Genomic DNA, 22,246 nt, shown 5'->3' on the forward strand with positions numbered 1-22,246 from the left:
GAATACCTTCTGGCTTGTGCCAGACCCGCCTGTTTGAGAGCCATAGCCAGGCCAGCATCCTGCAGGACGCGCAGGACTTCTCGCGACATCGCCTCGTGGTCAGCGATCGGCACCAGCAAACCGCTGACTCCTTGCTCAACCAGGTCGGGGATTCCGCCCGCAGACGTGCTGACCACCGGCACACCGCTGGCGAAAGCCTCGAGAATCGAGATCGGCATGTTGTCGACGGTGCTCGGATTGAGCAGGCAATCCGCTGAAGTGTACAGCGCTGGAATGTCGGCGTTGTCGATGCGACCGGCGAAGCATACGCTGTCCTGCAGACCAAGTTCAACAGTCAGTTGCTGCAGGCGTCCAAGCTCCGGCCCGCTGCCGGCGACAGTCAGGCGGGCGCCCGGAAATGAGGGCCTGACCCGCGCAAAAGCTCGCATCGCTGTTGGAATGTCGTAGATCGTTTCGAGATTGCGGGTGACCACCAGATGGGGCGCGTCACCAAAACACCGTGGCGGGCTCGGCATGAAGCGGGAAAGATCGACGATATTCGGAATGACTTCGGCAGTCAGCCCGTGGCGTGCAAAGACCCGCTGCAGAAATGCCGAAGGGGTGACTCTCAACGCTGCCCCGGCGAGCATGCGGAGTACGTTTCGCGGCGCTCCGGCAAAGAAAGTATCGGCATTCCCTCCCCGGTAGTTGATGATCACCGGCGTGCCGCGCAGACGAGCGACGACCATCGCCGGAGCGGCAAGCAGATGCCAGGCCCAGCCGGAGTTGGCAAGAACATGCATCACGCTCGCGCGCCCAGCCGCCTGCCAAAGCTCCAGCAGATACGGCAGCAGACGAAAACCGGCGCGCAGCACCGGCAAATGACCCACCCAGGCTGGTCGATAGGGCGCGTTGGTGCGTACCAGTTCGACATCCAAGCCGTCAGCCCGTAGCAAACGAACGAGTTGTTCGCATTGATTCGCCATGCCACCGGATGGGGGCGGCAAGGGCCCAACGACACAGATTCGCGCCAGGGACTCGCCGTTCATCGCATGCTTTGCTGCGCCCATTATCGTCGTCACCCCTCGGCCCGCCGCAACGATCCTCGTCTGGCCAGATACCAGCCAGCGAGAGAAATCAGCAGTGCCAGCAGAGCAGCAACCACCAGTGCGCCGACCAACAACAGATGACAACGGACGCGGTGAATGGCCTCCACTTGCCGCCGATTGGCAGGTTCCTCGAGAATTCTGACGCCGGGATAGACGCCTCCGACAATGGCGACAAGCTGCTCGAGCGAATGCGAGAAAGACCGAAAAAGGCGTACCAAGTGTGACCGGTCATACGAGAAGACATTGTTGCCCCACACCATATACCACTCCGGCAGGCCGCGACGGTAGTAATCCCACATCTTCGCTTCGATTACCGCTCCTGGCCGCCTCCCCGGATGCAGTGGGACAAGACGAAGCGAGGTCGGATCTTCCAGCATCGCTCGACGAACCTCGAGCGCCGCCAGCGGAATGTCCTCGGGGCCGACAAAATAGTAGTTGTCGAAGACATCGAGGAGTTGCCAGCGCCCAAGTTGCCGGTTCCAGATCTCGGGCCAGATATGTCCGTGGCCGCCAAAGCCGTCAAAGGAGAATGCCCAGGCACGTACCGGAATGCCGGCAGCTATCGCCAGTCCGGAAAAGACCTGTGTGAAGTCGCCGCAATAGCCCTGCCCTTGGTCGACGATCTTCCGATAGGTATCGCGCAGGTCGGACTGGATCGGGCCGCCCAGCAATACCGGGCTTGAGCCGAGCAGATGGCGGCTGATGACGATCGCCCGCTCCCAGTCCGATGACATCGCCGCGAGTCCGAGACGGTTGACCACGTCGACAAATAGCGGATCGGGAGCTGCCCGCTCGAGAAGAAAGTCGGCCGGCACCTCCGCCGGGGTCCAGTTGAAACCGGCGTTGCCGCCAGTAGCCAGGACGAGAGCGTGCCGCATACGAACGACCTCGGTCGAACTCGTCATGTACGGCGCCAAGGATAACAGCGCGCCCGCCAGGACGATCAGACTCACCCAGACACCCAGACGCCAGCGCCGAGCGGAGTCCGACATGCGACCTGTTCCTACCAGCACAAACCAAGCACCCTGGCCGCAATCGCTGAACGATTCGGCAGTCGGACCAGATCGAGCAGCACCTGTCCGGAACTGCATGATCTGGCCAGAGTGTCCGCGACCGCCTGCCCGGAGAGCCCGATCACCAGCACTTCCGACTCTCGAATGACCTCATCGAGTTCCGGCCGCATCATCTGCCCGATATGCGGCAGATGCGTCTGGATGAAGCTGCGGTTGGCTCCGAGCAGGCTTGCCAGATGAACCTCCGGATCATAAATGGCCAGTTGCATCCCCTTGCCGATGAGTTGTTCGGCCAGCGTCACCAGCGGGCTTTCTCGCAGGTCGTCAGTGCCGGTCTTGAACGACAGTCCGACGAAACCGATCTTTCGCTTGCCAAGGGCGAGCAGTTTGCGCAGCGCCAGATCCAGATGATTCCGGTTCGACTGCATGATGCCACCGAGCATCGGGATGTCCACGTCGTGGATCTTGGCCAGGTAGGTCGTCGCGCGCAGATCCTTCGGCAGGCACGAGCCGCCAAAGGCATAGCCAGGCTTGAGATACGCCGTCGAGATGTTGAGCTGCGTGTCCTGACAGACCAGATCCATCACCTCGAAGGCATCGACGCCGAGAGCCTCGCAAAGACGTGCCGTTTCATTCGCGAAGGTGATCTTGAGCGCATGAAAGTTGTTGCAGCAATATTTCATCATCTCGGCCGAGCGAATTGAGGTTTCGATGAAGCGACACGGCAAATTGCCAAACAGTGCGCGCAGGCGCTTGACCGGATAGGCATGGTGGGCACCGACGACGGTGAACGGTGGCTTGTCGTAATCGCGAATCGACGAGCCTTCGCGCAGAAACTCCGGCTGAAAGCAGAGGAAGAAGCCCTCGCCATCCTTTTTGCCGGATTTTTCTTCGATAATCGGCCGCAGTACGTCCTCAACCGTACCGGGCACCAGCGTCGAACGAAAGACGACGATGTGCGGCTCACGCTTGCCCGCGATCGCACAGCCCATCTCTGCCGCCAGACGCAGGATCGCCCCCTGATCCTGACTGCCGTTGGGGGCTGACGGCGTTCCGACACAAACCAGGGAAACCTCACTGTCGAGCACTGCCTGCTGCGCATCGGTAGTGACGGTGACGCGACCACTGGCCGCAGCAAGGGCCATCAGGTCGACCATCCCCTCTTCGACCACCGGTGTCTTGCCAGCCATGATCAGTTCCAGTTTGGTCGCATCGATATCGACGCCGATCACCTCGTGACCATCACGCGAAAGACATGCCAAAGACACGGCACCGACATAGCCCAAACCGAAAATGCTAATTTTCATGCGAGTTTCCTTTTGCTTTGCGAGAAGTTCCTGATGCAGCGATCAATGATCTGGTCCAGTCTTCCCATCGAATTCGGCCAGGCATGGTTGCTGAGCATGCGCTGCCGTCCAGCCAGTGCCAGTCGCTGCCGTTCCGCCGGATCGTCCAGGATCCGCAGAATCGCTGCAGAATATTCTTCTGTTGTATCAGCAACAAGGAAATGCTTCACGGACTCGGCGTCGACGCCACCTGCGGCAACCCGGCTAGTCACCACCGGCACACCCATGGCCATTGCCTCGAGAATCTTGTTCTGCGTACCGCGGGCAATGTTGAGTGGCGCCACCATCAACGCCGACTTGCGAATGTACGGGCGAACATCAGGTACCGAACCGGTAACCGTGACGCCAGGCAGATCACCCAGCTTTTGCATCTCTGGTGATGGATCGGCACCGACGATCAACAATTTGATGTTCGGCCGACAGCGCCTGAGCAAGGGCCAGATCTGCGCGCAGAAACGTGCCATGCATTCCTGATTCGGGTAGTAGTCCATACGGCCAATGAAGCTGATGGTGTCCGCGTCATAAGGCTCGTTGGAAGGGCAGAAAAACTCGCTATCGACACCGTTCGGAAACCAGTCGGTCGCCACGCCAGTGCCATAGCCTTCGAGTGTTTCCCACTCGGCGCGGGTGGTCGCCGTACATAAGTCGAACAGTCTGGCCAGACGCTTTTCAGCCGCCAGCATTTTCATGCCTTCCAGCCGATAACCGAGGGAAAGCGGAAAGGGTTTGTAGTTGGCATACTCGAGCCACTTCTGCGAATCCATGTCGCCAAAGTCGAGAATCTTCGGCACATCGCGAACCTGTTCGACGTACTGCGCGACCGATGAGCAATGGACAAAGATCAGGTCCCACTGCTGCGCGCTCAACAGTCGGCGCACGCACTGCCGCAGCGACGCCGAATAGAAATAACCCATCGAGGAAGGCTGTGGCACGGGAAGGCGGGCGACCATTCGCAGAGTCTGTACCGGATCCGAGACCTGTGCCATCTCGAACGCGGCACAGTGCGGTGCAATCCCGCGACCTTCCTCGGCTTCCTGCGACGAGCGCGCGAGCGAACAGACCGTCACCTGGTGGCCGCTGGCCGAGAGATGCCGGATCATGTTGAAGGGCCGGATCTTCCCGCCACGCTTGGGCGGGAATGGAAAACGGTGGCAGACGTAAAGGATGTTCATGCGATGTAGCTTTTCAGTTCTTCAGCAACGTTGCCGGGGTCGCGATGATCGAGATAGATCCGGCTCCAGATCTCGAGATTCATCAGGGCCAGCAGGATGTCGGTGCCGTCAATGCGGTTGGCTGCATGTGCTGCCACCAACTGGTCGACCGCCGACTGGCGGAACAGACCCCGCGAAGTCACCACTTCGGCCGCCAGCAATCGACTCAGCAGGGGGGCCAGTTCGCGCTTCAGCCAGGCGCCCATCGGGGTGCCAAAACCGCGCTTCTTGCGGTTGAGGATGTCGTCGGGGAGCAAATCAGCGAGCGACGCCTTGAAGAGATGTTTGAGCCGGCCATCACGCATCTTGATCGATGCCGGCATGGCAGCCGCCAGTTCGACGAGTTCATGATCAAGCAGCGGCACCCGGCATTCGAGCGACACGGCCATGCTCATCTTGTCGGTCAGCAGCAGCAAATCATCAGGCAGTTGTGTTTCGGCATCGACCGCGAACATGCGGTTGAGTTCGTCCGCATTACCGGCCGCAGCAAAGGCGCGTGCCAGCGAATCGGATGCCGCCCCACTCGGGTCGATCAACAAAGCCGCGACGGACTGCCGATCGAGCACCTGCAGGTAGCTGCGATAGCGTTCGTCGGCGGTCATTTCAGCGGATGCCAGGAAGCCCTTGGCCAGGCGTAGCGTATTGAGAAATCCGGAGTGCCGGTCGGCGGGCAGGTGCGCGGCTGCAAAGCTGGCCGAACGCCGCAACCAGTCGGGCAAACGCCGATAACGCTGGGCGTAGTGGCCGCCGAGGTAGCGGCGGTAGCCGCCGAACAGTTCATCGCCACCGACCCCGGACAAGATCACCTTGACATCCTGGCGAGCAAACTCCGAAACCAGGAAGGTGGTGATGAATGCCGTGTCCGACAAAGGCTCATCCATATGCCATAGCAGCTTCGGCAATAATGCGACGACGTCGGGACGAACGAGAATCTCGCGATGCTGCGTTGAAAACAGTTCGGCAACGCGACGCGCATAGGGCAATTCGTTATACAGCGCCTCGGCTTCGCCACCAGCAAAACCGATGGCATAGGTGCGTATCGGCTGTGGCGAGTGACGGGCCATCAAACCGACTACGGCGCTCGAATCGACGCCCCCCGAGAGAAAGGCTCCGATCGGAACATCGCTGACCATCTGCATGCGTACAGATTCCTCAAGCTGAGTCCGCACGCATTCGCTCCACTCACTCTCGGAAAGATCCTGGCGAACCCGCTCAGGCAGCCGCCAGTAGCGCCATTCGTGCACCTGACCACCTTCGACCGCCAGCAGCGTGGCCGGCGGCAACTTGCGAATTCCCTGGAAGATACAGTCAGGCGCGGCGACGTAGCCGAGATGCAGGTAGTCGGCGACAACCCGCCGATTGAGTTCTGCACTGACCCCTGGCAAAGCCAGGAGGGCTTTGGCTTCACTGGCGAAGGCAAGCTGCTGCCCGTCCTGCAGCACGTACAGCGGCTTCACCCCGAGCCGGTCGCGGCCAATCAGCAAGCGACGCCGACGCGCGTCCCAGAGCGCAAAGTCAAACATGCCGTTCAACCGGTGGATGAAGTCGTCACCCTCGGCATCATAAAGGTGCAACATCACCTCGGAATCGGAACCGGTCTTGAAATGATAGCGCTTTGCCTGCAGTTCGCTGCGCAACTCGCGGAAGTTGTAAATCTCGCCATTGCACACCAGCCACAACGTTCCATCGGCATTCGAAAGGGGCTGGTGACCACCCGCCAGGTCGATGATCGACAGCCTGCGCATGGCGATGCCGCAATGGCCATCGACGTGACTGCCTTCATCATCGGGACCGCGGTGACGCGTGCGATCGCCCATTGCAGAGAGAATTCCGGGCTCGACGCTCAGCCCGTCAAAACGATAGATACCGTGAATACCACACACAATGGAGCCTCTGGATCAAAGGGTTGGACGGCGGTCATAACGGGCGAGTGCTCGACGGTAGACCTCGCGATAGCGGGCCACACTGTCGGCCCAGGTACGCTCGACCTCGACAAAGCTACGCGCTTGCCGACGAATCTGTGGCCACAGAGGGCGTTTGGCCAGAAGGTCTTCGATCGCCGCTGCGAGGGACGCAGGATCACCGGCACGAAACAGGAAACCGGTTTCGCCGTGCCGGATCAACTCGCGGTGGCCGCCGACGTCAGAGGCGACCAGCATCCGCCCCTGCGCCATGGCTTCGAGTGGCTTGAGCGGCGTGACCAGTTCGGTCAGCCGGATCGGTAAACGCGGATACGCCAGCACGTCGATCAGTTCGTAATAGCGTTGCACCTCGTTGTGCGCTACCCGGCCGGTGAAAATCACCTGCTCCTGCATCCCGGCGGCGGCCACCTGTGCCTTCAGATTGCTCTCCTGCGGTCCACCACCGACCAGCAACACGCGCAGCCGCGGCTGTCGGGGAAGCATCCGGCGGGCTGCCTCGATCAGCAGATCCAGGCCTTCGTAACCATAGAATGAACCGGCAAAACCGACGACTGTCGCGCCTTCGAGTCCCAGCGAACAGCGCAACCGGGCATCGGGTTCGACGCCATAGCGAAACAGGCTGACGTCTACGGCGTTCGGAATCACCGTGATTCGCTCGGGCGGGATACCGCGAATGGCGATATCGCCGCGCAGACCTTCACAAATCGTCGTCACCTGATCGGCATGGCGAAGTGCCAGGCTCTCCAGCCCTCGCGATACGCGGTAGCGCAGACTGCCTTCCTTTGTCGTGCCATGATCGACAGCCGCATCCTCCCAGGAAGCGCGCATCTCGTAGACCACTGGCAGACGCTGCCGGCGACCGACCCAGAGGCTGGGCAGGGCATTGAGGACGGGTGAATGGGCATGAATGAGATCCGGCCGCGTGGCCCGGACGACCTCCTGCAGGCGGGTGGTCGTCAATCGCATCTGACGGAGCAGGCCGCTGCCGTGGGCACTCGGCGTTCGATGAAAAAGCCAGCCATCGACCTCTTCCTGCAGGGCTGTCCCGACACCCTGTTTGGGCGTCGTCAGATGCACCGTCTGCCAGCCCAGCGCGCGCTGCTCACGCAAAATGGCCAAAGTACGAAAGCTGTAGCCGCTGTGCAGCGGCAACGAATGGTCAAGCACGTGCAGAACACGGAGGCTCATCGTGGTGCTTGCGCCGCGCTGACGATGGCCACCGGATCGGTCGGCGGCGCATCCAGGACATTGCGCAGGAAGGCTTCAAACATCAGTACCGTCCACAAGGGCGAACTGTAGTCGCTCGCCCCCGACTGATGGGCATCGACCAGGTGTCGCAGATAATCCTGATTGAACCAGCCGGTCGCTGCCAGGCGTGGTCCAAGCACGGCCTGGCGAACGCGCTCCCTGAGCGGGCCGCGGAACCAGCGGGCCAGCGGCACGGCAAAACCCATTTTCGGGCGGTACAGGATGTCTTGTGGCAGGCGAGGTTCCATCGCTTTTTTTAGCAGAAACTTGCCTTCCTGGCCACGCACCTTGAGCGAAGAAGGTAGCGTCGCCATCCATTCGACCAATGGATGATCCATCAGCGGTTCACGCACCTCGAGCGAGTGCGCCATGCTGGCGCGGTCAACCTTGGTATTGATGTCACCGACCAGATAGGTTTTGAGATCGAGGTACTGGATCACGGCCAGCGGATCGTCGGTGTCCGCCCGCTCCGCATGGTGGCGAAAAACCTCTTCAGCGCTGTAGCCGTCGATTTCACGGCGGAAACGATCGGTAAAAAGTTCGCTGCGCATCGGTCCGCGCAGGATCGACACGGAATGGAAATAGGCTTCCACCGAAGTTCTCCCCATGCCTTGAAACGTCGTCTTGGCGCGGAACATGCGCGGCGCCCAGTCCGCTTTCGGGTAGACGCGGCCGAGCAGGCCAAACAGTGGTCGGCGCACGCTATGCGGCATCGCCGAGCGCAGGCGCTCTTCCATCAGGTGTAGACGATAGCGGCGATAACCTCCGAAAGTCTCATCCCCCCCATCGCCCGAGAGGGCCACCGTGACATGTTTCCGTGCCAGCTGACAAACCCGGTAGGTCGGAATCGCCGAGCTGTCGGCATAGGGTTCGTCATACAGCCTGGCCAGCGTGTCGATCAGGTCGAAGTCGTCGCTGGCGACCAGGTCGCAGTGATGGTTGGTTCGATAGCGGTCAGCGACCGTCTGAGCGAATGCGGCTTCGTTGAATGCGGGGTCGTCAAAGGCAATCGAACAGGTGTTGACCGGCTCAGCCGAGAGCTCCGCCATCAGCGCGACGACCGCGCTTGAATCGACCCCCCCGGAAAGGAAGGCGCCGAGCGGCACTTCCGAGATCATGCGCAGGCGAATCGACTCGCTGAGTTTGTCGTCGAGCTGTGCACAGGCCGCCTCCATCGAACACGGGTTGTCAAGGCTGAAGCGCAGATCCCAATACTCTTTCGGCTGTGCAATCGGAAGACCGCGGCGTAGTGTCAGCGTGTGGCCTGGTGGCAGTTTCCTGGCCTGACGAAAAATGGTTCTCGGTTCGGCCACATAACCGAGCGCGAAGTATTCTTCAACCGCCAGTGGATCAATGTCGCGCGCCAGAGCGCCATGGGCCAGCAGGGATTTGAGTTCGGAGCCGAAGAGCAGAATCCCGTCCGGCAGCAGAGCATAGTAGAGCGGCTTGACCGCAAGCCGGTCACGTGCCAGGAAAAGTGTTTCGCGGTTGCGATCCCAGAGGGCAAAGGCGAACATGCCGCGAAAACGTTGAACGCAATCCTCGCCCCAGGCTTCCCAGGCATGCACGATGACCTCGGTATCGCTACGGGTGTGGAAAACATGTCCAAGCGCCAGCAATTCCGGGATCAGTTCCTGGTAATTGTAGATCTCGCCGTTGAACACCACGCAAACGCTCTGGTCCTCGTTGTAGAGCGGCTGCTGGCCAGTCGACAGGTCGATGATCGAGAGCCGCCGGTGCCCCAGGCCAACGCCCGGTTCGACATGCAAACCACCCTCGTCCGGGCCACGATGGTGCTGTGACTCGTTCATCCGCATGAGCACGGCGCGATCAATGTCACGCCGACCGCGAGTATCGAAAATTCCGGTTATGCCGCACATGGTTTATCTATGTCTTCTCGTAGTCAGAAAAATACCTGCTGCTTGCCCAGGTATTTAGTCAAAACGTCATGCCAGTGAGGGTCAGAGCCCTGAACACGGAATCTGCTTTTGCCAATTGCCGATGCCCTGCCGCGCATTTCCGGAACAGGCTAGCGTCGATCACAGAATTCCTCGTATACCGCCTGGTAGCTCGCCAGCATTGCTGGCAGACTGAAACGCCTGACTGCCATCTCGCGCGCGTTGTTGCCGTGTGCGCTCAATATCGAGGGATCGCCGAGGTACTGGTTCAGCAAGCGGGTCAGGGCATCGACGTCACCCGGCACAAACAGTCGGCCGTTGACACCTTCTGCAACGAGTTCCAGATTGCCGCCGGTGGCGGTGGCGATCAGAGGCAGACCACTGGCCATCGCTTCCAGGAGGGTATTGGAAATACCCTCGGCCAAGGATGGCAGCACAAAGAGGTCGAAGGTACGCAGAACCTCGGCAACGTTGCTGACGTTTCCTGGAAACCAGGTGCGCGCTGAAACTCCCAGGGAGTCGGCAAGGCGACACAGGCTATCGCGCAAGGGGCCCTCTCCCACAATGACCAGCCGCGCCCTTGACTCGACCTCACCCCCACTCTTGACCAGCCGGGCAAACGCCTGTAGCAGGGTCTCCTGATCCTTGACCGCCTGCAGCCGGCCGACAGTACCAATGATCATGGCATTCGGACCCGCGAATCCTTCCGGCAGAAGCTGCTGCGAGCGAGTCGATGGCGGGCAAAAGCGCACCGTATCGACGCCATTGATGATCTGGGTGACGCGTCTGGAGGAGATGCGCACTCGCTGCACAAGATAGTTCCTGAGATCCCTGGATACGGTGATGTAGCGGTCGACCAGCGGCGAGTGCATCCGGCGCAACAAGGCGGGCTTGACCCTTTCCCCATTCAGATCATCCACATCCCAACCGTGCTCGCCATGAATACAGTGGGGAACCCCCGCCAGTCTGGCCGGTAACAGGGCATCGAGCCCGGACTGGTTGCGCGAATGCACGATCGTCGGCCGAAGCTGACGGCAAAGACGAAAGAGCCCTTGTCTGAGTCGCCAAACCCCGATACGCGAACGGTGCAGTGCAATTACCGGGGTATCCGGACGAGTCACCCGCAGGCGAAAGTCCGAAAAATCCTCGACACACGCCACCGCGTGACGATAACGGGATTCTGGCAGATGGTTGATCAGATTGACCAGGCCGTTCTCCAGACCACCCGTGTGCAGGTGATGAATGACATGCAGAATCAGTGGTCTGGTATCCTGTTTCACGCCCGCCCTACTCCTACGGACAGCCAAACCTGGCTTGCGCAACTCCCGCAAATCGCGCAGCACCGGTCGTACCCGCCGATCATCGGGCGGCCTTGCTCTGCTGCAGCGCGACGGCGATGACCGGCCCTGCAGCGCGGGCAAAAGCATCGAGGGTGGCTTCCGCCTCACCCGCCTGATGCTGCAGCGCATAAAGAACGATCACCGCCGAATCGTCCCCGCTGCCGGTCAGCCGCGACACCGCCGTGTAAACTTTGGCCAGAACATCGCTGGCAGTCCAGTGTCCGTTGACCCAATACCATTGCCAGACCACCAGGCGCGCACTGCTGCTGTGTGCACGCAACAGGGCGGTACGCACCGTGAGTGCCTGCTGGTTGATCGCAATCTCGCTCGTTCCACTACTCACCTTGCTCCATACGGGATCTTCAGTGGTCACCAGGACATTCATCGAAGTGACCATTTTGTGCTGCTGATCCTGGTTGCGGTAGTACCCGAGAAAGAGTCCAGCCACACGGCCATCGTTCTCAAAGGTTGCCTGGGTACTCGCCGAGTAGTTCTCGAACCGCGGCTGCCAGTTGGGCAAGCCTTGCGGGACACTCTGCCAGCCAATGATCGGCCCGAGCGAGGCGAGCTGGCTGAGTGGTGGAGAGGTGTCGCGCTCGACCTGCCAGTTCGCAATCGGCCAGACTGCGGCCACCAGGACTGTCGCGCAAGCGGCCCGCCAGATTGCCGAATCCGTGCCATTGCCGGCCACCGCCAACACCTTTGCCGCCTCTGGCAGCAGCTCATCTTCACGCCAGCGCGCGCCGATCCAGAACATGAGCATGATCACGAAACCGAAAAAAACCCAGCCGTAAATCAGATGGTCGACGCCAACGGCCAAGGTGTTACCCGACAAATGGCCGAGCATGACAATCATGTAGGCACGTCCCCAGTTGGCAACGATTGGCACCAGAATCGAGACCATGACAAAGATCAGTCGCCGTCGCAGGGTATGATAAGTCAGATAGGCAAACAGGGTTCCCACGGTGACCGAGGCGATCAGGTAGCGAACGCCGCTGCAAGCCTCGACGACCGCCCAACGGCCCGAGGGAATCACCAGGTTCAGACCATCGCTGTACACGGGGACACCCGTCAGGCGCAAACCGAGAACTGTAAACTTGGCAGTCCATTCCATCAGTTTTGGTTGGGTAAAGTCGCCGAAAGGTACGGCGAAGAACAGGAACAGCAGTGGGAAAGCGATGCTGCGCGCAACGACCGGGCCAAGCACCGCCAGCACGGCGAATACCAGCATGAAGATCAGCGCAAACTGGGGAACCACATTGACCGTTGCCACCTCCCCGAGCAGCCAGGCGCAACCGGCTGCCGCCAACAGAAGGACTGCCGGATAACAATGCCTGGGCGCCAGCACCCCGACTTTCTCGCGCATTCGCCAGATCAGCCACAAGCTGATCGGCGGCACAATGAAGCCATGGGCATAGGTACCGCTACGCATCCAGACTTCCACCATCGCGAGCGCAGTTTCACGAAAAATGACCAGGATCGCCGCCAGGGTCAGGAGCACTACGGGAAGCGCCACCCGCCAGCCGGGATGAGGGACAAAGGCGATCGGGCTTGGGGCTTGGTTCATGAACTTGTTTCCAATGGCTATCGACCGCCCTCAACCCAGGTGACGCACAATGAACGGCCCCAGCCAATTGGCAAACCCGATCGGCAAGCGCCGCCAGGCGTCGATCAGGAGCCGGTATTTGGCATTCGACGGGTTATTCTGCGGGATGGCATCGCGCCCATACAGGCAATACTCGTAAGCCAGCGGCTGCGGCTCGAAACCCCAGTTCTTCTTGAAAGCATAAGAACCGGTGCCCTGCTTGCTGCGACCATAATCGAAAACCTTCAACCCTCTCTCGCAGGAACGGCGCATCAGTTCCCAGTACTTGAAGTCGTTGGCCGCGAGTTCGCGTGCCGCCAAGGCGTCGCCCGCGTAATAAGGCAGCACCTCATCGCGAAAATAAAAACTCAGCACACTGCTCAGCGAACGCCCCGTCCCGTCCACGACGGTCAGTACCTCGCAGTCGGCAGCGAACACCTGCTGCAGTGCGTCGAAATAGCGGCGGGGCATTGCCGGCGTGCCATGACGGTGGACGTTGTCGGCGTACAGCGCGAAAAATCGCCCCGGATTGGCGTCAATCTCGCTGTATAAACCATTCTTGATCCCCTTGCGCACCATCGCGCGCTGCTTGCGCGGAATGGCCAGCATATTGGCGTCGACCTCGGGTGCGATGGCCTTGCGAAAGCGGACGTAGAGATCCTGGCGTGGCCATTCCGGATGGCGAGGCTGAATGTTCCGCAATTCCAGGTGCGCGACCCCGAGACTTCTGGCAATCGCCTGCGCCTCCAGTTCCAGCGCCTCGACGGCTGCCGGACTGACGGCCGCCACTCCGCCATAGACCGCGAAGGGCAGGGAGACCAGCGAGTTCCCGAAGAGCAGACTTTTCACCTGTGCCAACGGCAGCACACCCTCGATCACACCGGCACGCTCGGCAAAGAGAAAGTGTGTGCGATGACCGAAGACCTGGCGCAGGATTGTCTGCCAGCCGGACTTGTGGAAAAAGGTGGCCTCCGGACACGTTTCAACAAAGGCATCCCAGCGTGCAAGCGCAGCCGGGTCGTCGGAGTTCAGGCGCTGGACGCCGAGTGCTCCTGCCCGGTTGGCAGAACGGGACACTTTCTCGATGGCGGGGTTCATTGCTGCACCACCGACTCCGCCAGCGGACCATCAAGAAACACCTGATCCATCCGCCCCCATTTGAAATCGGCGATCAATCGCTGCAGTCGCCCTTCGGTGTACTGCAGATTGACGTAGTGGCGAAAGCGCGTCTTGGCACTGATGCCGGCAATGCGCGGCTGCCCGGCATCGATTTCCCAGGGATGAAAATAGAAGATGGCCGGCTGACGATCCCGCTGGTTGACCTTCTGCAGCAGCCAGCGCGACAGCGCATAAGGCAGTAGCCGGAAGTAGCCACCACCACTGGCTGGCCAGTTGCGGTCAAAGAAGCGCGCGGTGGTCACCGGCAGTTCCAGCAGACCGGTGCGCACCCGGTGGGCGAAGCGCGGCGCATCCGGCATTCCGTAGTGATCATGGCGAATCGGGTAAATGCTTGAACTGTAGCGGTAGCCAGCACGTTCGAGACAGTCGAAAGCCCAGAGGTTGCCTTCGCCAATCGAAAAACTTGGTGCCCGGTAACCCCTGACTTCCTGACCCGAGATATCCTCCAACAGTTTCTTGGCCCGCTCGATGTCTGCAGAAAAAGTGGCTTCGGTCAGATCACTGACACGCTGGTGACCGTAGCCGTGACTGGCCAACTCATGGCCATCGTCGACGATGCGCCGAACGAGATGAGGATAGCGTTTGGCGATCCACCCCAGTGTGAAAAAAGTCGCCTTGGTCTGATTCTCGTCGAGCATCAGCAGAATCCTGTCGACATTCCGCTCGACCCGGCATTCACATTGCGCCCACTGGTTCCTCGGAATATACGGAGCGAGCGCCGAAACCTGGAAATAGTCCTCGACGTCGATGGTCAGTACGTTGGTAATCGGCGGGTTTGGCATCTCGCGTGGCTCGTGGTTTCTAGCGATTGCGCTGCGCATGATGAGCAATCAGCCATTGAAAGAGATCAGCGGCGATTCGCTCTGCCGCGCGACCGTCCCAGAACTCGGGAACACGACCGGTCTTGCCGGCACCGGCAAGGATTTCGTTGACTCCATTGCGAATCGCGCAAGGATCACAGCCGACGAGGGTATTGGTTCCCTGCTCGATAGTAATCGGGCGTTCGGTGTTTTCCCGAATCGTCAGACAGGGCACCCCAAGGGCAGTGGTTTCCTCCTGCAAGCCACCGGAATCGGAAAGTACAAGTTTCGCACCCGCCAGCAGGCCGAGCATCTCCAGGTAACCCTGTGGCGGCAGGAGGACAATACGTTTGCTGGCGAGCAGTTCGCCCAGAGAGAAGCGATCGATGTTGGCGCGCGTACGTGGATGCAGGGCAAAAATCAACGGCACCTGGTCGGAAACTTCGCGCAACACGGTCAGCAAGGATGCGAGGTTTTCCTCACGATCCACGTTGGACGGGCGATGCAGGGTGACTACACCATAACCGCACGGATCGTCGACGACCGCCGGATCGAAGCCGGCCATCTGCAGGGTCTTCGCTGCGGGGCAGGCGAACTCGCGATTCGACAGCAGCGAATCGATCATCACGTTGCCAACGAAACACACGCGTTCCTCGGCAACCCCTTCGCGCGCCAGGTTGGCGTGTGCGCTGCGCTCGGTGGTGTATAGACGGTCGGCGATCTGATCGGTCAGAACACGGTTGATTTCCTCCGGCATCGCCCGATCGTAGCTGCGCAATCCGGCCTCGACATGCACCACCGGCACCGCCTTCTTGGCACAGACCAGCGCACAGGCCAGGGTCGAATTCACGTCACCGACAACCAGCACGCAGGATGGCTGCTGCGCATCGAGCACGGGTTCGAAACGTCGCATCACTTCCGCCGTCTGCAGGGCGTGGGTTCCTGACCCCACTTCGAGGTTGATGTCGGGATGAGGCAGACGCAGGTCGTCGAACAGACGGTCGTTCATATCCCTGTCGTAATGCTGGCCGGTATGGACGAACAGCGTCGGAAGCGCCGGACGGTGGATAGCGAAGGCGCGCAGAATCGGCGCCATTTTCATGAAGTTCGGGCGCGCGCCGACGACGCAGATTACCGGACCCAGCTGCGCAGGCCATGCCTCATTAGTAACCAATGATTACTCCCTTCAAGGTTTTGCCCGGATGGCATCAATCAGTTGCTGGAGCAGGGAAAGAAGTGCGGCATTATTGCGTTCAAGACGGAACATGCTGCGCTCGATGCGTATCAAGCGCTGTTCGACCTGCCCATTTTTCAGATCCGAAATGACCCGTGCAGCCTGATCGGCCGTACTGGCGTCCAGGGTCAGACGCGACAGGTCGATGTCGGGAATGCTGCTGTCCGTCAGCTGCGGGCTGACTGCCGCTTGGCCAGCTTCGATCAGCGGGTTCGCTGGCGACTGAGAAGCCGATTGGGTCTCATCCTTGATCTCTTTTGCGACTTCCTCGACGTCGGTACGCGTGAATTCGCTCTTGCCATTGAGGAAACCGGACAACAGAAGACGATCGCAATGCGAGTTGATACGTCGGGGTACCCCCCCACTGGCCTCGAACAGCGCCTCGAAGGCCCCGGCATCAAAGCGTGGCGAACCTTTCGATCCAGCGCACCTGAGCCGGTGCTCGATATAGGCCTGGGTTTCATCCTGATCCATCGGACCAATGTGACAGGCGGCGATCACGCGCTGACGCAATTGCTGCATCTGCGGGCTTTGCATGATTTTCCGGAACTCAGGCTGGCCAATCAGGAAACTCTGCAACAGGGCCTGTGTCCCAAACTGGAAATTCGAAAGCATGCGCAGTTCTTCAACCGCCCGCGGGGTCAGATTCTGTGCCTCATCGACAATCAACAGGCAACGCTTGCCTTGGCGAGTGACATCGACCAGAAAGGCCTCGAGGGCAAGCAACATGTCGGACTTGCCCATATTCCGGGTCCCGACGCCGAAAGCACCGGCCACCATCCGCAAAATGTCGTCGGCGTCGAGTTGCGTACTGACCAGTTGAGCGGCCAGCACCTTGTCGATATCCAGGTCGTTGAGCAAGCCGCGTACGATCGTTGTTTTGCCCGCCCCAACTTCGCCGGTAACGACGATGAAGCCTTCGTTCTGATTCAGGCCATATTCGAGATAGGCCATCGCACGGCGATGCTGTTTGCTCGCAAAATAGAACGTGGGGTCGGGATTCAGCTGAAAAGGCTTGCTCGTCAAGCCGTAGAAGGACTCGTACATGCGGTTTGCTCAGAAGCTGTGGGAAAGCGTGCCGGTCAACGCGTTTTCCGTATAGCTGGCTCCGGCTCCTCCGCTGGAAATTGCCCCGCCATCGGAAACCACCCTGCGTGCGCCGATATTCGCTTGCGTCTTCGGCGAGATTCTGGTGGTAAGAAGCAGATACGCCCCTTGCGTCCTGGTATCAGACTGGCCATTTCTGGCACTGATACTGCGCTGCTGGTTGAGCGAGAGCGAGAGCGACGACAGGCCCGACAACTGATGACCCCAGATGATGCCAAATCCACGTTGCGTGATCTGATTTGCCAAGGAAAAGTCGTCGGTCAGGCCGTTGACCAGACCCAGCGGCTGTTGCTTACTCTCGGTTGCATTCAAGGTCACACTATTGCGTACACCGAGCAAGGCTAAGGAGAGTTGTTGCGACTCCTGCAGGGAAGGACGGTTCGTCAGGAAACCATTGACTACCGTGCCGTCGGCCGGAATTCCTCTGCCTTGCAAAACTTGCGAGACCTGCGCCCGGATCGCTTCCGGCGAAGCCCCTGGGTTATTGGCGGCGATGATTGCATAATAGGCATCGTAGTTGCTACCCTGCCCGGTATTCCCTACCCCAGGCGGATGCGCCGAAATATTCCTGCTGGCCGTGTAGGTGATCATAGAACGGGGCATACGATGATGGAACTTGATGTCGTAGCCATTCCCGAAGAAGCGCTTGTTGTTGGTCGCCGAGAGTTCGGTACGCGGGCCAGGCGTCCAAACAAAGCCGAAACCGTGGGTAGTATGTGTCTCCTGATTCAGGCTGACGTAATTCTGTGACTCCTGCCCGCCAAACATCGAAACCTGGATTTGCGGATTAAAGCGATACAACAGGCTGAGCTGGTACTTGGTGTTCTCATAGTCCCTGCGCTGATAGTTGTTGGTCAAGCGACTGCCGTCAAGCGCCCAGCCAAGAGCAGACCAGCGAGTGCTACCGTTGAGCTTGCCCAGCCACTCGCTTGCAGTGGTGTCAGACACCAGGCTTGACTGCGAACTGGTGACCGTCGCCCGGTAGCTCAGGAGATACTCGGTCGACGAAAACAATCTACCTTTGATCTGCGGCGAGATAGAGTAACTCGATGTTTCAGTCTGGTTGTTGTTGACGTTGGCATTGCTATTGCTTGGCGAAACGGTTCCGAACGCCGAAAGGTATTGCTGCGAGATGGTCCCGGTGGCTTCGATGAACAACCAGTCTTCAATCGCCTCAAGCATTCCTATCGCGGTAAGCGCATTCTGGTGGCTATTGGACGCCGACTTCTGTCCAGGCAGTCGATCGGTATCCGAATAGCTCGGCGAGTAGAATTGCCCGGTCAGCGTATAGCTCAGGCGCAGACTGGCGCGAGCACCCTTGCCATCGATCGAGATACCCGGCGTGATGGCGGTCACCAGACTGTGCTTCTTGTCGCTGGCAGCCAAAAAGACATTGTCGGTCAAGGTTTCTGTAACGGCCAGGGTCGGCGTGATTCGCCAATTCTCGGCGTGCGCCGGAATGCCCATGCACAGTAATGAGAAGCCAAGCAAGGATGCCGAGGCCTGGCGGCTCCGGCCAGAGGAGCTTCGGTCGCGAAAGCGTTGCGCTGAACGTGCGCCCTCGCTTTCAGCGCATGCTCTGCGCCCCGCCTGTTCAAGAACCATCTGAACCATAGCCATAGCCGTAGCCATAGCCATAACCATAACCGTAGCCATCCTGGGTGGCAGCGCGCGCCTGATTGAGCAGCATCAGCTTGACCGGGCAGGATTCGATGGCTGCCAAAGCATGCTTGACGTCACTGCGGGCCGTACGTTCGGCCCTCACCACAACGACCACCTGACCCATATGACTGGCCAGCACCCTTGATTCCGTAGTCATCAGCAAGGGAGGCGAATCAAAAATGATGATCCGGTCCGGATAACGATTGGCCATTTCATCAAGCAGCTTGATCATGGCTTCGCTGGCCAGGAGTTCGGTCGCACGCGGATGCTGTGTGCCACTTGGCAGGAGGCTCAGCTTATCGACGTTGGTTCTCATCAAGACTTGCGACAGGGCAACCGATTCATCGGTCAGTACGTCGAGCAGGCCTGGCGCCGGGGGCAAACCGAGCATCTTGAGGACGGAGGGCTTCGGCACATCCGCATCGACCAACATGACCGTGTTGTCCAGTTCCATGGCAATGCTCATCGCCAGGTTGATCGCGGTAAAGGTCTTGCCTTCGCCGGAAATCGCGCTGGTCACCATGATCAAGTTGCCCCGCTTGATTGGTGTAGCGCTCTTGCCCATGGCATTGGCAATCAGGGGCCGCTTGATGACCCGGTATTGATCGGCAAGCTGGGATCGCGGCGCATCCGGGCTGATCAGACCGGTGGCCGCAAGCGTATTCAGATCAAGCTCGATCCGGCGAGACTGCGGGGTATGTGCAGATGCAGACGCGGTGGTCGCAGAAAGAACATCCGGCGCTTGCACCGGGGCCGTCTGTGGCTGGGCAGGAGCGGCGGCGCGCAAGTCGGCTGGCAGCCGCTGCTCATGCTCGGCGATCGAACCGGGTATTTCGACCCCCGCCTTGCGCAGTTGCTCCAGGCGCTTCGCCGCTTGTTCAATGAGGCTCATCAGTTTTCCTCAGACAGTACGGGCGGAAAGAAGGAAGAACACGAGAATCCCCGCTCCATAGACACCCACGAGCGAGATACAGGCCGCGGCAAAGCGAAGCAGATCTTTCCTTTCGCGGCTTTTCCTCGCTTCGTCGGCAAGCAGGGAGACCGTTCCCAGAAGCGGCAGGCCGCATGCTTCCCTGAGAGCGCGCGCATCAAAAAACACCGGTCGTAGCTGACTGGCCGCAAAAGTGACCGCCACTCCGGCAGCCAGCGCAAGGAGCATGGTCAGCGGGAGAAACAAGGTGCGATTGGGCGCAACCGGATTTGGCGACGCCCGCGGCGGATCGATCAGGCGGAAATCAACTCCCCCGGCATTGTCCATCTCACTTCCCAGGCTGGCCGATTCACGCCTTTGCACCAGTTGTTCGTAGTTCTTCTTGTTGATCTCATAGTCGCGGTTGAGCTGTGTAAACTCGGCTTCGAGCTGGGGTACGAGAGCGATCGCAGATTTCAAACGATCGTAGCGCGCCTGATACTCGGCAACGCGCGTCAGCAATGCGGCGATTCTCGCCTCGGTTTCGGATAGAGAAACTTTCAGTTGCTGATACACAGGGCTGGAATTCACCGAAGCGGTCGGATTGGCCAGTGCCGACTTGCGGCGAGCAATGATCTCCTCCTGCTTCTGCACTTCCAGTTCCTTGATCAGGCGGCGCGTACTGACCACGTCCGGATGCTTCTCGGTGAAGCGCTGCAACATCGCGTCCATATTGCGCTGGAGGGCGTCTATACGGCTGTCGATTTCTGGAATTGACACACCAACAATTGGTTCCTGTGCGGCTTCGGGCAGTAATACCGGTTCCTCACCGAGGAGCTGGCGTTTGAGTGCATCGCGGGAGTGTTCCGCCTCGCGCAGTTCGAGGCGGCTTTGTTCGAGAAGTGCGCCAGCCGTGCTCATACGACTGAAATGATCCTTGCCCTCGGCGGTCTCATTTGCGAGGTTGCGCAATTTGAATTCCTTCAACCGCGCCTCGGCCTCTTCAAGCTTCTTCTCGTACCCGGCGATTTCCTTGTCGAGAAACTTGCGGGCAGACTCGCTATCCTTGCGCGAGTCGCCGAGATTGGACTCGACAAAGATCGAGACCAGTGACTGCACCACACGCTTTGCCTGCTCCGGCTGAACGTCCCGGTAGCTGAGTGTATAGATGTTGTCACGTGACGTGTTGTTGATTTTCAAGGACGACATCAGGGTCTCTGCCAGCGCATCCCGCTCGGATTTCGACTCGATCTTGAGGTCAAGATCCGCCATCCGGATCAGTTTTTCGACATTGGGTCGGGTAATCAAGGTCCGACTCAGCATCATGACCTGCTGATCAATGTTGGGCTGGGTCACCAAGCCGGCCATCAGCGGCCGGAGAATCGATTGGGTATCGACAAAAATACGCGCCGATGCCTCGTATTTGTCCGGAATGGCCAGAACCGCCGCAACACTGGCCGCCCCGACGACCCAGGCGACGATGATTCCCAGCCAGCGACGCTGCCACATTCCACGCAGGATTGCTGTCGCTTGTCGAAGCAGTTCATCCATCGGATTCAGACTTTATCAGGAGCAGTTAAGGGGGCCACTGTTGCGTCATGCAACAGGGAAGCCAGGGATTTCAGATCGGTCAAAACCAACTCTGCGGAATGATCAGCACATCGCCGGGTTTCATGTCCACATTGGCCGAGACGTCTCCGCGCCGGATCAGGTCGGTCAGGCGAACACTGTATTGCTGCTTGCTGCCGTCGGCACCAGCACGCACCACTGACGCACCATTCCCATCGGCGAAATCAGTCAGGCCACCAACCGCGATCATCACGTCGAGCAGGGTCATGTTCTGACGATAGGGTAGCGCCTGCGGCTTGGAAGCCTCTCCGATCACCCGAATCTGCTCGCTCTGGGTTCCTACGAAACCGGTGACCACAATCGTCACGACCGGATCCCGGATGAAGGTCCCGAGCGCCTTTTCCATATCCCGTCCGAGAGCCGTGGGCGTCTTACCCATGGCCGGCATGTCCTCGATCAGCGGCCCGGCGATCATTCCGTCCGGACGCACAGGAACCGACATCGAAAGTTCCGGGTTGCGCCAGACAATGATATTCACACTGTCGCCAGGCCCAATGATATAACGATAGTCTGCCGAAGCGGCTGAAACTGGTGCTGGCGGATACGAAGAGCAGCCAACGACCAGCCATCCCAGCACCCCGAGCAAAAGCCAACGAAACAAAACGCCAATCACATCATGTGGGCGTGCAACCATCATGCTCTCCTTTATAGTTGCCAGCTTGGAAACGGCTTACGGCAGAATGACGACAAATCTTGATGATGCGGCTCTGACGAGTCGCGTCAAATGCACCACAGTATAGATGAATTGGCCGGACACTCAAACTTCCCGGTCCAGGTCGGTTATGGCTTCCGGCGGGTTCAAGACAGTCGTCTGGCCGCTGCCTCAAGGCGGCAAACAAGCGCAGGATACGTTCTGGAAGGCCTTCAACAAAAGAAAAAACGCACATTTCGCCACTCATCATGGAGAACTTGGCCGAAGCGATCAGGCTTCTGGGCGAATGAAGCGCGGGGGATCACACCGCCTTGCTCGCCGAATGACCTGGATGGCCGAATGATCTGAGTAAAATTATTCTGGTCGCGGTCGCCTTGCCCTGAATCGCTCTTCCGCCGCTGGCGGCTGCCTTGTTCGCCAGG

The 22,246-nt window shown here is 59.6% G+C and carries 18 protein-coding genes; all 18 read right to left on the reverse strand.

What is annotated here, in order from left to right; all coding sequences use genetic code 11:
- Window positions 1–1,028 (reverse strand): glycosyltransferase family 4 protein (locus CAPSK01_RS16615; RefSeq protein ID WP_034929493.1); only part of this gene is annotated, 1,028 nt, incomplete at its 3' end.
- Between the two features lie 29 nt (window positions 1,029–1,057).
- Window positions 1,058–2,080, reverse strand: coding sequence for a transglutaminase-like domain-containing protein (locus CAPSK01_RS16620; RefSeq protein WP_034929185.1), 1,023 nt, complete (start codon window positions 2,078–2,080; stop codon window positions 1,058–1,060).
- 11 nt (window positions 2,081–2,091) lie between these two features.
- Complete coding sequence (locus tag CAPSK01_RS16625; protein ID WP_034929188.1) at window positions 2,092–3,408, reverse strand: nucleotide sugar dehydrogenase; 1,317 nt, start codon at window positions 3,406–3,408, stop codon at window positions 2,092–2,094.
- Entirely contained in the window at window positions 3,405–4,619 is a 1,215-nt protein-coding gene (locus CAPSK01_RS16630; protein WP_034929191.1) for a TIGR03087 family PEP-CTERM/XrtA system glycosyltransferase, read from the reverse strand. The genes CAPSK01_RS16625 and CAPSK01_RS16630 overlap by 4 nt, the downstream gene beginning before the upstream one ends.
- A complete protein-coding gene (gene asnB, locus CAPSK01_RS16635) occupies window positions 4,616–6,541 on the reverse strand; it encodes an asparagine synthase (glutamine-hydrolyzing) (protein ID WP_034929193.1) in 1,926 nt (641 codons plus the stop codon). Before asnB ends, CAPSK01_RS16630 begins: the two co-directional genes overlap by 4 nt.
- Before the next feature lie 15 nt (window positions 6,542–6,556).
- On the reverse strand, window positions 6,557–7,768 hold the full coding sequence (locus CAPSK01_RS16640) for a TIGR04063 family PEP-CTERM/XrtA system glycosyltransferase (RefSeq protein ID WP_034929196.1): 1,212 nt from the start codon (window positions 7,766–7,768) through the stop codon (window positions 6,557–6,559).
- On the reverse strand, window positions 7,765–9,708 hold the full coding sequence (locus CAPSK01_RS16645; RefSeq protein WP_034929199.1) for an XrtA/PEP-CTERM system amidotransferase: 1,944 nt from the start codon (window positions 9,706–9,708) through the stop codon (window positions 7,765–7,767). The genes CAPSK01_RS16640 and CAPSK01_RS16645 overlap by 4 nt, the downstream gene beginning before the upstream one ends.
- Window positions 9,709–9,857: 149 nt before the next feature.
- Window positions 9,858–11,006, reverse strand: coding sequence for a TIGR03088 family PEP-CTERM/XrtA system glycosyltransferase (locus CAPSK01_RS16650; protein WP_034929202.1), 1,149 nt, complete (start codon window positions 11,004–11,006; stop codon window positions 9,858–9,860).
- 79 nt (window positions 11,007–11,085) lie between these two features.
- Window positions 11,086–12,633 carry an exosortase A gene (gene xrtA / locus CAPSK01_RS16655; RefSeq protein ID WP_034929205.1) on the reverse strand — a complete coding sequence of 516 codons (1,548 nt, stop codon included), beginning with the start codon at window positions 12,631–12,633 and terminating at the stop codon, window positions 11,086–11,088.
- A gap of 30 nt (window positions 12,634–12,663) precedes the next feature.
- Window positions 12,664–13,749 (reverse strand): FemAB family XrtA/PEP-CTERM system-associated protein, encoded by a 1,086-nt coding sequence (locus tag CAPSK01_RS16660; RefSeq protein WP_273703889.1) that lies wholly within the window; start codon window positions 13,747–13,749, stop codon window positions 12,664–12,666.
- Window positions 13,746–14,612, reverse strand: a complete 867-nt coding sequence (locus CAPSK01_RS16665; RefSeq protein ID WP_034929498.1) for an XrtA system polysaccharide deacetylase — start codon at window positions 14,610–14,612, stop codon at window positions 13,746–13,748. Before CAPSK01_RS16665 ends, CAPSK01_RS16660 begins: the two co-directional genes overlap by 4 nt.
- A 19-nt stretch (window positions 14,613–14,631) precedes the next feature.
- Complete coding sequence (gene wecB, locus CAPSK01_RS16670) at window positions 14,632–15,804, reverse strand: UDP-N-acetylglucosamine 2-epimerase (non-hydrolyzing) (RefSeq protein WP_034929208.1); 1,173 nt, start codon at window positions 15,802–15,804, stop codon at window positions 14,632–14,634.
- Between the two features lie 12 nt (window positions 15,805–15,816).
- The gene (locus CAPSK01_RS16675) at window positions 15,817–16,911 is read right to left on the reverse strand and encodes an XrtA/PEP-CTERM system-associated ATPase (RefSeq protein WP_034929211.1); all 1,095 of its coding nucleotides are present in this window, start codon (window positions 16,909–16,911) and stop codon (window positions 15,817–15,819) included.
- Between the two features lie 9 nt (window positions 16,912–16,920).
- Window positions 16,921–18,438 (reverse strand): TIGR03016 family PEP-CTERM system-associated outer membrane protein, encoded by a 1,518-nt coding sequence (locus CAPSK01_RS16680; RefSeq protein ID WP_034929214.1) that lies wholly within the window; start codon window positions 18,436–18,438, stop codon window positions 16,921–16,923.
- Between the two features lie 127 nt (window positions 18,439–18,565).
- Window positions 18,566–19,525, reverse strand: a complete 960-nt coding sequence (locus CAPSK01_RS16685; protein ID WP_034929216.1) for an XrtA-associated tyrosine autokinase — start codon at window positions 19,523–19,525, stop codon at window positions 18,566–18,568.
- 9 nt (window positions 19,526–19,534) lie between these two features.
- A complete protein-coding gene (locus CAPSK01_RS16690) occupies window positions 19,535–21,094 on the reverse strand; it encodes an XrtA system polysaccharide chain length determinant (protein WP_034929219.1) in 1,560 nt (519 codons plus the stop codon).
- Between the two features lie 79 nt (window positions 21,095–21,173).
- Window positions 21,174–21,806: an XrtA/PEP-CTERM system exopolysaccharide export protein gene (locus CAPSK01_RS16695; RefSeq protein WP_273703919.1), complete on the reverse strand. Its 633-nt coding sequence runs from the start codon at window positions 21,804–21,806 to the stop codon at window positions 21,174–21,176.
- A 230-nt stretch (window positions 21,807–22,036) separates the two neighbouring features.
- Window positions 22,037–22,246, reverse strand: a 210-nt coding sequence (locus tag CAPSK01_RS23490; RefSeq protein WP_273703890.1) for a hypothetical protein, incomplete at its 5' end; no start/stop codon positions are given.

It is taken from the genome of Candidatus Accumulibacter vicinus (genome assembly GCF_000584955.1).
Taxonomy (GTDB): domain Bacteria; phylum Pseudomonadota; class Gammaproteobacteria; order Burkholderiales; family Rhodocyclaceae; genus Accumulibacter; species Accumulibacter vicinus.